Origin of the sequence: Bifidobacterium sp. M0399 (assembly GCF_016100595.1) — a bacterium.
Classification (GTDB): Bacteria; Actinomycetota; Actinomycetes; order Actinomycetales; family Bifidobacteriaceae; genus Bombiscardovia; species Bombiscardovia polysaccharolytica.
This window is the reverse complement of sequence record NZ_JACFSD010000001.1, coordinates 1,118,444-1,130,641: the sequence shown is the minus strand read 5'-3', so window position 1 is coordinate 1,130,641 and position 12,198 is coordinate 1,118,444. Positions and strand designations below refer to the sequence as shown.

Genomic DNA, 12,198 nt, shown 5'->3' with positions numbered 1-12,198 from the left:
CCCGACCTATTAACAACCACCCAACACGCTTACAGCCACAAGGCCAAACCCCCAACATAAACAACGCGTTTAGTTCCTATAGCCCATGAAATATCAATTAAGCCCCTAGATTCCTTAAGAATCTCAGGGGCTTAATGGCTGGTGGCTCCGAGCGGGATCGAACCGTTGACCTAGCGATTTTCAGTCGCTCGCTCTACCAACTGAGCTACAGAGCCATGAACAGTCGAAAAGACCCGGAAAAACCGGGTCAGACCGTTCCCAGCGACTCCGGCCGGACTTGAACCGGTGACCTCCGCCGTGACAGGGCGGCGCTCTAACCAACTGAGCTACGGAGCCGAGGCTGCTTGAACAGCCAAGAGGAAAGTTTACATGAGCGCCGGGGGAATGCAAGCCCCGGCGCGTCGCTGCCTAGTCCTGCTGCTGCCAGCCATCGGTGTCGATGTGGTGGGCAGGGTTGGCCTGCCAGGCCTTCCAGGCCGATTCGACGATCTCTTCGACGCCGTACTTGGCATGCCATCCCATCTCGGTGTTGATCCGGGTGGGGTCGCCGATCAGGTGCGGCGGGTCGCCGGCACGGCGGGGCTTGATGGCCTCGGTGAAGGGCAGACCCGTCACTTTCCTGACTTCGTCCACGATTTGGCGAACGGATGTGCCCTGGCCGGTGCCCACGTTGAAGGCGTCGTAGCGGCGCTGGTCGCGGTCCAGGTAGTCCAGGGCGGCGATGTGGGCATCGGCCAGATCGGAGACGTGGATGTAGTCGCGCACGCAGGTGCCGTCGGGGGTGGGGTAGTCGTCGCCGAAGATGGCGGGTGCCTTGCCCTGCCGCAGCCTGTCGAAGAGCATGGGAATCAGGTTGAGGACAGCCGGGTCCTCCAGGCTGACCGGTCCGCAGCCGGCCACGTTGAAGTAGCGCAGGGCGCAGAAGCGGATGCCGTAAGGCTGCTCGCAGGCCCGGGCCATCCACTCGCCGACCAACTTGGTCTGGCCGTAGGGGTTGATGGGGACCATGGGCTGCACATCCTCGGGGACCACGTCGACCGGAGGCTCGCCGTAAGTCGCGGCTGAGCTGGAGAAGACCAGCTTCTTGGCATCGGTCTTTGCCATTGCGGACAGGACGTTGATCATGCCGTTCAGGTTCTGCCGGTAGTACCAGATGGGCTTCTCCACGGACTCGCCCACCTGCTTGCGGGCGGCGAAGTGGATGACCGAGTCGACCTTGTTCTCCTCGATGATCTCAGCCAGACGTTCGTCGGCACCAGGAGCGGCCACATCAGCGCCGTAGAGACGGGCCTTGCCGATCCGGTCGGGTTTGCCATAGCTGAGGTCATCGACCACGACGACCTCCTTGCCGGCCTCTTGCAGGGCGTGGACCACATGGGCGCCGATGTATCCGCAGCCGCCTGTAACCAAAACTGACATTTACATGCCTTTCCTGTCGAAAACCGGACGTAAGAGCTTGTTCGGTTTTGCAATCTTTTGTTGTTTTTTGTTCTAGATTGAGTATATCACGGGCACATGTGACTGTTGTGCCCGCTTGTATCCGCTTTCTAGGATATATATGAGCTGTGATGAGTGCAGAAAGACAGAGCAAGGCCCCCATGAGGTCCATCGTCTCCTATGTGAGGCGGTCCGAGAAGCTGAACGATCGGCTGGCGAGGGCTTGGGCTCGGTATTCCACCAGATACCTGCTCGATTTGGGCCAGGCTGAGGGCTCGTTGACAGTTGCCGAGGACCTGCGTTGTGATGCAGCAATGATCGGGTCGGTCTGGGGACGGGATGCGCCGCTGATCGTCGAGATCGGATCCGGCCAGGGGGAGAACGTCGTCGCCAGCGCCCGGGAGCACCCCGATGAGAACTACCTGGCCCTGGAGGTCTATCAGCCAGGGTTGGCCCATACCATGCTGATGGCCGGTAAATCCGACCTGGATAATTTGCGGCTTGCCCAGGTCAACGCCCCGGACCTTCTGGCCCGGATGGATCCTGGGCTGATCAAGGAAGTCTGGACCTTCTTCCCCGACCCCTGGCCCAAGATGAAGCACCACAAGCGTCGTCTGGTCCAGCCGGCTCTGGCTGAAGATCTGGCGAGGTGCTTGGTGCCTGGCGGCATCTGGCGAATTGCAACCGACATCGAGGATTACGCCCTGCATGTGCATGAGGTGATGGATAAGAATCCGAGATTCAAAAACCTGGGCAATCTACGAGTCAGTCTGCCCACCCAACATGTCGGTAAGGGGACGGCTGATCAGGCCAAATCCCTGCCTCATGCCGTGTTCATGGAGTCGGAGCGGTTCGACGGCAGAATCGTGACCAATTTCGAGCGTAAGGGGATCAATGCCGGACGGGTCATCCACGACCTGACCTATCAGGTTTCGGCAGACTGACCATAGAGTGCGCATAAACATGAAGAGCGAGGGAGGCCCCCGATGGTCAAGAGAATAGTGGTGGGAATGCTGGCCCATGTCGATGCCGGCAAGACCACGCTCTCGGAAGCCATGCTTTACCGGGGCGGAGGAATTCGCCGTCTGGGCAGGGTGGACCATGGCGATGCCCACCTCGACACCAACGAACTGGAGCGTCAACGTGGCATCACCATCTTCTCCAAGCCAGCCCGGTTGACCTATCGCGATGTCGATCTGACCCTCATTGACACACCCGGCCATGTGGATTTCTCAGCCGAGATGGAGAGGGTTCTCTCAGTCTTGGACTATGCTCTTCTGGTCGTCGATGCCACAGCCGGATTAGAGGGGTATGTCGATACGCTTTGGCGACTTCTGGCACGCTACGGGGTACCCACCTTCATTTTTATCAACAAGTTGGATGCTCCTGGTGCTGATGCCGCCCGCATTCTTGAAAGCTGCAAGCAACGCTGGTCTCCGGACTGCTTCGATTTGAGCCGTGGACTTGGGCATGGCGATATGGAGGATGTGGCCCTGCTCGACGAGAATGTGATGGAGGAGTATCTCAAGACCGAGGGCATATCGGATGAAAGTCTGGCGGGACTGGTTGCCGACCGCCGCCTCTTCCCCTGTTTCCTTGGGTCTGCCCTGCGCTTGGACGGAATCGACGCGCTCCTGGAGGGGCTGGAGCGGTACACCCTTTCGCCTGCCTACGGCAAACAGTTCGGTGCAAGGGTGTTTAAGGTATCGCATGATGACAAGGGTGCCAGATTGACCTGGCTCAAGGTGACCGGTGGCGGGCTGCCGGTCAAATCCTCTTTGGCCACCGAGCTCCGTCATGGAGATGAAGCCAGCAAAGAATCGGGTTCTGTTGCGGAGGCGTACAGGACAGCTGGAGATATAGGGAAGAACGGACGCGTTGAGACCAGGGAGACGGTTGATCAGCTTCGTGTCTATTCGGGAGACTCCTATAGGTTGACGGATTGCGCCCAGGCCGGAAGCATTGTGGCGGCAACCGGCCTTGACTTGACACGTCCGGGGCAGGGGCTTGGGTGCGAGCGGAAGGATCTGACTCCTGTGCTGGAGCCGGTGCTGTCCTATGCAGTGGAGGCCGAAGGGGTGGACCCGCACCACTTGTTGAGCGCCTTGCGCATCTTGGAGGATGAGGATCCCCTCCTGCATGTGGCCTGGCAGGAACAGCTCCAGGAGATTCACCTGCGTATCATGGGCCAGGTTCAGTTGGAGGTGATTCAGGAGGAGTTGGAGCGGCGGTTCGGCATGCAGGTCTCCTTCAGCCAGGGCGGAATCCTCTATAGGGAGACTATCGCGGCCCCCGTCGAAGGCGTTGGACATTTCGAGCCCCTTCGTCATTACGCCGAAGTCCATCTGCTCCTGGAACCTACAGAGCCGGGCAGCGGTCTCAGTTTTGCGTCGACCTGCAGTCTCGATCGCCTGGACGGGAACTGGCAGCGGCTCATCATGACCCACCTTGCGGAGAAGGAGCATTTGGGAGTTCTGACGGGTTCGCCCATCACCGATATGCGCATCACCCTATTGGATGGCCGCGGCCATATCAAGCACACCGAGGGCGGGGACTTCCGCCAGGCCACCTACCGGGCCGTCCGGCAGGGGCTGATGAAAGCGCGCAATATACTTCTGGAGCCCTGGTACCATTTCAGACTCACTGTTCCTCAGAAGAATTTGGGCAGGGCCATGTCGGACATCTACCGGATGAAGGGCGGCTTCTCGGAACCGCAGGCAGACGGGGATACTGTCGAATTGGAAGGGGATGCGCCAGTATCTCAGATGCGTGATTATGCCATCGAGGTCAGCACCTACACCCATGGCCGCGGACATTTGACCTGTTTCTTCAATGGGTATCGTCCCTGCCAGGACCAGGATGCTCTTGTGGATTCCATCGGGTACGATCCCGAGTCCGACCTGGAGAACACCCCTGACTCGGTCTTCTGTGCCCACGGAGCTGGATACGCGGTCAAATGGAACAAGGTGGAGGACTTCATGCACCTACCCGGCGGCCAGTACATCTGAACCATAGCCTTGAGGATTGTGTTCGGTGATCATCGGCATCGAGCGGCACGGGGAAAAGATCATTCTGGGCGGTCTGCCCTCATTGGTTGATGATTCACCTAGAATTACGGCCATGATTGATCATCTGACGCTGAAGGTTCGGGATATCCGGGCTTCTATCGATTTCTATAGCAAAGCCTTGGCACCATTGGGCTATGTGGCCAAGGCCCACCATGAGCCCACCATTGGGTTCGGTGCTGAGGATGATGGAGCCCACTCAGACTTCTATCTGACACCAGGCGAGGACGGGACCGGTTCACCGGTGACGCACATAGCCTTCAGGGCCGCTGATGCCGCAACGGTAGATGCCTTTTACAGGGAGGCGCTCGCTGCCGGGGGCCGTGACAATGGTGCTCCCGGGCTGCGTGATTATCATCCCGAGTATTATTCGGCTTTCGTCTTGGATCCGGACGGGAACAATGTCGAAGCAGTGGTGGACTGGTCAGGATCCCAAAGGTAACCGCGTCAGTCCACATACGGGATCATGTCGTCATCTGGGCGGCTGGGAAGGCCTAGGATGACCGGTATGACCTATACAGCCGCATTCGATGTGGGCACCACGCAGGTCAAGGCCGTTCTTGTGGATGACCAAGGCACTGCCAGGGTGTGTGCGTCCAGCGGTCTTCTGCCCATTGACACAACTGACGGACGTGTCGAGCAGAATCCCGAGGATTGGCTGCAGGCCTTCATCGAGGTGTCCCGTGACCTTTTGGCTAAAGCTGGGAAGATTCTTGAGCATTTCAAGAGCGACCAGGTCACCGGCATCATCATGAGCGGACAGATGCAGGACCTGATCGCCTTGGATGCGCAGGGGCAGCCTGTCGGGCCGGCGATCCTGTACGCGGACGGCAGGGCTGAAGAAGAGTCTGCTGAGCTGACGGAAATGTATGGGGCTGATTCCTTCCGCGCCCGAATGGGGAATCCGTGCGATGGGTCCCTGCCTATAGCCAAGCTGATGTGGATGTCCAGGTATCAGCCCGACCGGTATGCGCAGGTTCGCCACGTGCTCATCGATGCCAAGGATTATCTGATTTGGTGGCTGACCGGTGCCTACTGCGGCGATATGACGGCCTGCTCGACGGCAGGCGCCATCTTGCCCGGCTGGAAGTCGGGCGGATCGTTCCATACCTTGTTGCTTGGTGTGACCGAGTTGTTCAAGGTCAACGCCCACTGGTTGTCAACCACGGTGTCGGCCGGGGCATCCTCGGCCACGACGCCCTCGAATCTGATGATGATTCTGGGATTCGTGCCCGCCAGCCAGTTCGCCCGCACATAGTCGTCGGCGAACACGAGACGCACGGCATGGTTCGCGTCGTTCCACTCGCTGCGGTACTGGCTCTTGGGGATGAACTTGCCGGTGGTCAGGTCGGTGACCTCCAGGGTCTGCTTGTCCGGCTGGAAGTGCTCGTCATACGTGTCGGTGACCGCCACCTCGACGATAGTGTAGGCGAGACTGTCGGGCAGGTGCGGCTGGGTTTCCAGACGGTATTCGAGACGCTGGCCGGGGAAGACGATCTTGCCGTCCACGCTGTCCTGGGCGCCGCCTTGGGAGGATTCCCCGACCACATCCTTGACCACGGACGGCACGTAACCGCAGACCTTCGGCTCGTTGGTTTCGACCGTGTGGGTGTTGATGGTCTGCGAGCCGGCGTTGGTCAACTCCGCGCCGTTCTTGCCGGCGGTGCAGAACGTGATCTCGTCGTCCGCTTCGATGCCGAAGTCATCGCGCACCTGGCCCGCTCCGGCCCCGTTGGCGTAGTTCGCGCGGCCGGGCACGAGCATCGTGATCTGCCTGGCCTTCTCCAAGTCCTTCAGTCCGGTCAGGTAGGAGGCCTTGGCTGTGGCGGTGACCACGGTGCCATCGGTTGTGATGTCCCACTGGTCGGTGATGTCACGGCCACGGTTGGCGATGTCGCTTACGCTGCTTTCGCGATCGGTGCCCGCGTCCGCCTCGTACACTCGGACGTTCGCCGCTTCATCGGCGTCGAACAGGTAGTCGGCGGCTGTCCAATCATCGACCAAGGTGAGCGTCCGCGGGGCCTGGATCAGGTTCGCCGGCACGGTGCCGTTGACCACGGAGGCCACGCGGTCTCCGTCGAGGAACACCTTGCCGTCGCCGCCGGTCTGGTTGGTGCGGTCGGGGTCGATCACGGCCTGCCACTTGCCATTAGTGTCGAGCATGATCCAGCTTTTGTCGGGATTGGGACGCCAGGTGTCGAACTCGCGTTCTCCCGCGTCGGCCTCGGGCAGCTGGTTCCACTTGCCCCACGCATGGTCGCTGATGTTCTGGTAATCGGATGGCAGGCTGACGGTCACATCGAAGCCGAACACATACTCGTGGTCGAACGGCATCATGCCCTTGTTGGCCGAACGGACCGCGCTGACCGTGTTCGATGCGCGGTCCCAACCGATCTCGAACTCGTTGGAGACATCGCGATTGTTGTCGGTGGCGTCCACGAGCGTGAAGCCGTCCACCGTGTAATCGACGCCGTTGGGTTCGATCACGTCCCTGAAACTCAGCTCGTAACCGCCCCGGCCGGTCCCATACGTGATGGTGGTGCGGTTGGTCATCTGGTCGGCGCTGACGCCTTCCTCGATGCTTTTGACCGGATCGGCCGGCGGCACGGCGCTGACCTTCCAGGTCTCCGCCGGATCCCGGTCCGTGGTGTCCACGGCCGCCTGCATGCTTCCCTGCCTGGGCACTTGGATGTCGATCCAATATGTGCCCTCGGCCCAGGAATCCATACCGAAATCACCCGGCGAGGCCAGGTTGTCGATCACGGTGTCGCCGCTGTTGGCGAAGCTGATCGGCTTGCTCACGCTGCCCGTCGGCGTGTAGGGGCCGCCATCGTAGTGCACGATCGCGGTGCCGTGCAGGGTCTCCTTGATCGACGAGCCGCCGTTGTTCGCGTGGATGGTGTCGCCGACCGGCGTGGTCGAGCCGACCTGCATGTCGGTCTGCTGGCGGTGCGAGGTGGTGACGGTCAACGGATAATCGACGGGCGGCTGGTTCTTGGCCAGCACGACCACACGGAACGAGGCATCGGGATTGGCGTTGATGGAATCCTGCACCAGGCTATCCACCGAACGCACGCCAAGTCGATCGGTCCACGTGGTGCCGGTCGTGTACGACTGGCCTTGGTACTGGTAGGTGCCGCGCCCTTCGGCGGCCCATTGGGACTCCCAACGCTGACGCGCGTTCGAACTGACATAGGAACCGCTGAACACGCCGTTGCCGAGGCGCGCGTAGCCGACAGCGACCATCCGGCATTCCGCGTCACCCTCCCCGGTGTATGAGGCCTTGCACTCCGAGATCGCGTCGGCAAGGATGGCATTCATATCCACGAACTGATTCGACCCATCCTCCAAATCGGAAGACAGGGTGGTGCCCGAATCACGTATCGCCTGCTTCATGCCCTCCAGAGTGGCGGGCCAGGAATCCTTGTAGATCCAATGCACGTCGGCGGTCTGCGATGGAACCTGCCCGCCGGAACCGCCACCGCCCTCGCCGGAACCGCCACCACCGCCCTCGGCGAACGCGGCTGGCGCCAGATATCCCAAGGCCAACGCCCCTGCGGTCAGGGCAGCCACCAGCATCGTGCGCCTGCTCTTCTTCCCACCTGACATACGTATCCGTCCTTTCAGTCGGAAGCGCCCCATGATGCGCTCCCTCCCGTTTCACACGGATACGGAAAATGCGGGCGACCATTCACGGACGCCCGCATCCTTCCTTGTCCCTGGAAGAAGAACGCACCGGCGGGCCTTCCGCCGGGACGCCTTCCCCCAGCTTCCCCCGTTAACTGCAATCAGCAGCGGACAACCATTCAAACAGTCTGCCATTACATGCACGAATATTTATTCAACCATCTATTAAATTAAAATGGCTTGATTCCATTTCTATTGAGATGGGAACCAAGCCATATCTCATGCAACAGTAAAATGCATCAGAATACATCGTTACCTAATGCGATACATTGAGAATATAATTCTTAGTTATCCTAAGGTCTTAGGATGCCGGACAGTTTGCGGTGACGTCTTGTTGGATGCCGGAGGGGTCGCCGAGTTTGGCTTTGTCGATGTTGTCTTTGAAGAATCGTCGGGTCGCGTCATCGGCTCGGTCAGGGCTCATGAATCCCATCTCGGGGACTTTCTCCAGTTCCTTGAGCGCTTCTTCGCTGCGCTCCGGTTGAGAGGAATAGGTGTTGAGCCATTCCTTCTCCCACGCGCACTGGAAGAGATTGGACGCCTGGGTGTCTCCCCATCCTTGTTGGAAGGACGTGCCGGAATCCGACGGCATGGATTCAGGCGGGGTGTAGTCCTGGGGCCAGGAGAGTTTGCCGATGGATTCCCGGTATTCCTTGTTGATCTCGTCGTAGCCGACGATTTTCCTGGAGTCGCCCGCGCTCGAGACGTCGCCGTTGGTGCAGCTGGCGAGGCTCAGGGCGAGGATGCCGGCGCATGCCGTCGCCAGCGCTTTCTTGCCTGCGTTTGTGAGGGTGGATTTCATCTTGGTTGCATCTCCTTGTTGGTGATGTGTGTGGTGTTTGGGCTACCGCAGTGCCAGTGCCGGTTGGAGCCTGGCCGCGCGTATGGCGGGGACGAGGCTCCCGATGATCGAGGTCGCCAGCGCCGCCGAGACGGCTGCGATGGCGGCGGCGAGGGGGAACGCAGGGGGTTGCAGAGGCGAGTATGACGGCAGGAACGCCGGGAGCGCGCCTACCGCGCATGCCGATATGGCGACGGCCAATAGCGACACCGAAAGACCGATGATGAGCTGGCTTCCGATCACCAGGCCTATGAGGGATGCCCGCGTGGCGCCGAGCGCGCGTCTGACGAGGAGCTCGTGTGTTCTGGATTCCAATGACGCCAGGCCGATGTTGACGATGCCGATGGCCGAGACGAAGAGCAGCAGGATGGCGCAGACGCCGAACGCGATTTGCATGACCGTGATCACCGATTCGTAGCTTTGCGCGTTGTCGATTGTCTGAACGCCGGACACGGAGCCTCCTATGGAGTCGAACAGGATGTCCTCGACAACGGTCCTGACCCGTTGCTTGCCGAGTTGCGGGAAATCCAGCCAGAGGATGGTAGCGCTTCGCGAAACGATCCTCATGTATTGGGTCAGCGCTTGGGCGTTGACATAGATGGTCGGGTCCGTGCGTCCGTCGTTGACGACGCCGGTCACGGTGAACGGGGTCGCGATCGTGGTTTGGTTTGTCTTCGCGTATGCGGTGGAGTCCTTGGGAAGGTTCTGTTCCGCGGCGAGATTGACGACGATCGATGCGGTCGATCGTTCGCCGCCGGCGTACCAGCGTCCGGATTTCATCGGAAGGTTGTAGATGCTCGAATATCCGGGAGTGGTCGCCACGACGTCTCCCTTGATTCCTCCGCTTGACTGCGTTCCGGGAGAGAACGTGATGTCGGTATCAAGGTTGAGGATGATTGCCGTCTCATGGTTCTTGGCCGCGATTGCGTCGGCGAGGCGCGAGAAATCATCCGCGTCGCTCAGCCTCGGGCTGTTCATGGAAACGGTGACCAGCGGGGTGCGCCCGTAGAGTTGTTCGTTGATCGCCACCAGGTAGTCCTTGCCGATGGTTCCCGCGAGGACGGCGAGTATGACCGCCACGATCCCTATGAGCATCGACAGACCGGTGAGTGCGGATCGCAATGGGGCGAGCCGTAGATCCTTAATCAATTGACGGAGCATGGAGCTCGCCTCCGGACATGGTGTACGTGATGTCGCAGGTGGCGGCGAGATCATCGTCATGGGTGACGAGCAGCAAGGTCGTGGCATGCTCGCGCACTGCGTCCCGCAGCACCGAAAGCACCTCGCCGCTGGTCTTGGTGTCGAGTGCTCCGGTCGGCTCGTCGCAGATGAGAAGCTCGGGCTGGTTGACCAGGGCGCGGGCGATCGCCACCCGTTGCTGTTCGCCGCCCGAGAGTCTTTTCGGCAGTTCCCCCGCCTTGTCCCTGAGACCGACCGAAGCGAGCGCGGCAAGGCACCTGCGCCTGCGGGCCGAGGCGGAAGCGCCCGTGGCGCGGGGACGGCGGGCATGCTGGCCGTACCACAATGCCAGCTCGACGTTTTCGAGCGCCGATAGATGACCGATCAACGAATAGTTCTGGAACACGAAGCCGATGTGCCCGGCCCTCATGAACGAAAGCCGCCTGTCGGACAACGCGCCGACGTCTTGGCCTTTGTACAGGTAACGGCCGCTGAACTGCGTGTTCAGCATCCCGATGATGCTTATCAGGCTGGTCTTGCCGGCTCCCGACTTGCCCACTATCGAGTATGTCATGCCGGCGAACAGCTCCAGGGAGACGTCGTTCACCGTCGTGAGCCTGTCCTTGTTGCCCAGGGTCACGACGGCCGACACTCCCTGCAGGGCCACGAGCGGCTTCGTCGATTCAGACATGCGGTGCCGCCCTACTTGGATTGCGAATCCAGATCGGGAGGAGTGGCCGACACGGCGTCTCCCGCCTTCAGTCCCGAGGTGATTTCGATGCGGGCGCCGTCCGTGGCGCCCAGGCCGACGTCGAGAACCGTGCCGTCGGGACGGCGGACCTGTCCCTTCTGCAGTCTGCCGGCCACGGCGGTGACCGGCAGCAACGCGACGTCGTTGCGTGCCTGTGCCGTCACGACCAGTATCGCCGACTGTCCCGCCCTCACCAAGGAATCGGTGGGAATGAGGCAGGCGTAGGAATCAGAGATCGAAATCGTGGAGGACTGTCCCTCCGCTCCGGAGGATGCGTCCGAGGCCAATGGCACGACGCCCGAGCAGTCCGTCGGGCCGACGCCATCCGTGACCTGGAATTTCCCGGCGAAAGGAGCGTTGCCGACGGTCGCCACGAGATTGGATAGATCCCCGGTCAGGCCGAAGCCGTCGAAACGCAGGGTCACGACCGGATAGTTGGCGGGGACGGTCGTTCGCGCAGCGATCACGCTCACGACGGTCGCGCCCACGGGAGAAACCAATTGCCGGTCTTCGACACTTCCCAACACAGTCCCTTGCTCGACCCGCTGGCCGGATTCCACCGACGGGACGAAGACGCCGACCTTGGTCGCCAGCACGGCGAAATCAACGCCAGCGCCGACCTGCGCTTTCAAAGAACGCGTGGGAACGATGTCACCGGTCTCGACCCGCACCGTTTGCGCGGTCCGATTACTTAACGCACTTGCAGGTTGCTCTCCATACTGCTTGTTTTCAGTCGAAGAGCAACCTACAAGTGCAAGAGGTATCAGCAAGATGACAATCGCCCGCTGCATACGTCGAATATTCATCTTGACCTCCATTAGTATGTGAGGTTACCACCCCAATTAGTGTCGCAGAACCAAGTGCAAGCTCCCATTCTGCCTTGGAAGGCGAAACGAGTGCCAACGAGAATATTATCCCAAGACTTAGCTCCAACGGTATTCCACTGAAGTGAGTCCGTGAATTGCGGTCCTCCTGATGCCTTCATGTTACGAAGCCCGAGGCGCAGATAGTTTGACGGCATGTTATTCACTGATAGGCTGATAGGGCCGGTGAATGTATGCGTGCGTGTGTAGTCGTACTGCACAAGGCTGCCGGACTTATTGAGTTCTCCCGACACATAGGCATTATCGGCCCATGCTGTCCCCTCGCAACCGATAGCGAGGGCAACGGCAGCCGCACTTGCCGTAAGAAGTTTGATATGACGTTTCATGATATGCTCTCTTTCTCTGGGAAGCATG

The 12,198-nt window shown here is 60.3% G+C and carries 9 protein-coding genes, 2 tRNA genes and 2 pseudogenes; 4 read left to right on the top strand and 9 right to left on the bottom strand.

Features of this window, described 5'->3' with window-relative positions; all coding sequences use genetic code 11:
- Positions 1-139: 139 nt before the first annotated feature.
- The 3 genes from H3V09_RS04580 to galE form a co-directional block, all read right to left on the bottom strand.
- A tRNA-Phe gene (locus H3V09_RS04580) sits at positions 140-215 on the bottom strand.
- Between the two features lie 47 nt (positions 216-262).
- A tRNA-Asp gene (locus tag H3V09_RS04575) sits at positions 263-336 on the bottom strand.
- A gap of 72 nt (positions 337-408) precedes the next feature.
- A complete protein-coding gene (galE, locus tag H3V09_RS04570) occupies positions 409-1,419 on the bottom strand; it encodes a UDP-glucose 4-epimerase GalE (RefSeq protein WP_144177536.1) in 1,011 nt (336 codons plus the stop codon).
- 149 nt (positions 1,420-1,568) lie between these two features.
- On the opposite strand from galE, the gene trmB reads away from it, so the two are divergent.
- The 4 genes and pseudogenes from trmB to H3V09_RS09000 form a co-directional block, all read left to right on the top strand.
- A complete protein-coding gene (gene trmB / locus H3V09_RS04565; RefSeq protein ID WP_198191077.1) occupies positions 1,569-2,381 on the top strand; it encodes a tRNA (guanosine(46)-N7)-methyltransferase TrmB in 813 nt (270 codons plus the stop codon).
- Positions 2,382-2,423: 42 nt separating this feature from the next.
- Complete coding sequence (locus H3V09_RS04560; protein WP_198191076.1) at positions 2,424-4,445, top strand: elongation factor G; 2,022 nt, start codon at positions 2,424-2,426, stop codon at positions 4,443-4,445.
- A 112-nt stretch (positions 4,446-4,557) separates the two neighbouring features.
- Positions 4,558-4,944 carry a VOC family protein gene (locus tag H3V09_RS04555; protein WP_198191147.1) on the top strand — a complete coding sequence of 129 codons (387 nt, stop codon included), beginning with the start codon at positions 4,558-4,560 and terminating at the stop codon, positions 4,942-4,944.
- A gap of 24 nt (positions 4,945-4,968) precedes the next feature.
- Positions 4,969-5,508: pseudogene (locus tag H3V09_RS09000) on the top strand (FGGY family carbohydrate kinase); the annotation flags it as partial.
- A gap of 68 nt (positions 5,509-5,576) precedes the next feature.
- Here the strand turns inward: H3V09_RS09000 and H3V09_RS04550 are convergent.
- The 6 genes and pseudogenes from H3V09_RS04550 to H3V09_RS04525 form a co-directional block, all read right to left on the bottom strand.
- Positions 5,577-8,111, bottom strand: a pseudogene (locus H3V09_RS04550) (LPXTG cell wall anchor domain-containing protein); the annotation flags it as partial.
- A 379-nt stretch (positions 8,112-8,490) separates the two neighbouring features.
- Complete coding sequence (locus H3V09_RS04545) at positions 8,491-8,991, bottom strand: hypothetical protein (protein ID WP_015021892.1); 501 nt, start codon at positions 8,989-8,991, stop codon at positions 8,491-8,493.
- Between the two features lie 42 nt (positions 8,992-9,033).
- Positions 9,034-10,191, bottom strand: coding sequence for an ABC transporter permease (locus H3V09_RS04540; RefSeq protein WP_046323242.1), 1,158 nt, complete (start codon positions 10,189-10,191; stop codon positions 9,034-9,036).
- Complete coding sequence (locus tag H3V09_RS04535) at positions 10,172-10,900, bottom strand: ABC transporter ATP-binding protein (RefSeq protein WP_015021890.1); 729 nt, start codon at positions 10,898-10,900, stop codon at positions 10,172-10,174. The genes H3V09_RS04540 and H3V09_RS04535 overlap by 20 nt, the downstream gene beginning before the upstream one ends.
- A gap of 11 nt (positions 10,901-10,911) precedes the next feature.
- On the bottom strand, positions 10,912-11,766 hold the full coding sequence (locus H3V09_RS04530; protein ID WP_141650097.1) for a hypothetical protein: 855 nt from the start codon (positions 11,764-11,766) through the stop codon (positions 10,912-10,914).
- A gap of 11 nt (positions 11,767-11,777) precedes the next feature.
- Entirely contained in the window at positions 11,778-12,170 is a 393-nt protein-coding gene (locus H3V09_RS04525) for a hypothetical protein (protein ID WP_046323241.1), read from the bottom strand.
- Between the last annotated feature and the right edge of the window lie 28 nt (positions 12,171-12,198).

Bases quoted from the DNA above. Each gene is read 5' to 3' on its own strand.
- galE (WP_144177536.1), bottom strand. From the start codon at position 1,419: ATGTCAGTTTTGGTTACAGGCGGCTGCGGATACATCGGCGCCCATGTG.
- trmB (WP_198191077.1), top strand. From the start codon at position 1,569: ATGAGTGCAGAAAGACAGAGCAAGGCCCCCATGAGGTCCATCGTCTCC.
- H3V09_RS04560 (WP_198191076.1), top strand. From the start codon at position 2,424: ATGGTCAAGAGAATAGTGGTGGGAATGCTGGCCCATGTCGATGCCGGC.
- H3V09_RS04555 (WP_198191147.1), top strand. From the start codon at position 4,558: ATGATTGATCATCTGACGCTGAAGGTTCGGGATATCCGGGCTTCTATC.
- H3V09_RS04545 (WP_015021892.1), bottom strand. From the start codon at position 8,991: ATGAAATCCACCCTCACAAACGCAGGCAAGAAAGCGCTGGCGACGGCA.
- H3V09_RS04540 (WP_046323242.1), bottom strand. From the start codon at position 10,191: ATGCTCCGTCAATTGATTAAGGATCTACGGCTCGCCCCATTGCGATCC.
- H3V09_RS04535 (WP_015021890.1), bottom strand. From the start codon at position 10,900: ATGTCTGAATCGACGAAGCCGCTCGTGGCCCTGCAGGGAGTGTCGGCC.
- H3V09_RS04530 (WP_141650097.1), bottom strand. From the start codon at position 11,766: ATGAATATTCGACGTATGCAGCGGGCGATTGTCATCTTGCTGATACCT.
- H3V09_RS04525 (WP_046323241.1), bottom strand. From the start codon at position 12,170: ATGAAACGTCATATCAAACTTCTTACGGCAAGTGCGGCTGCCGTTGCC.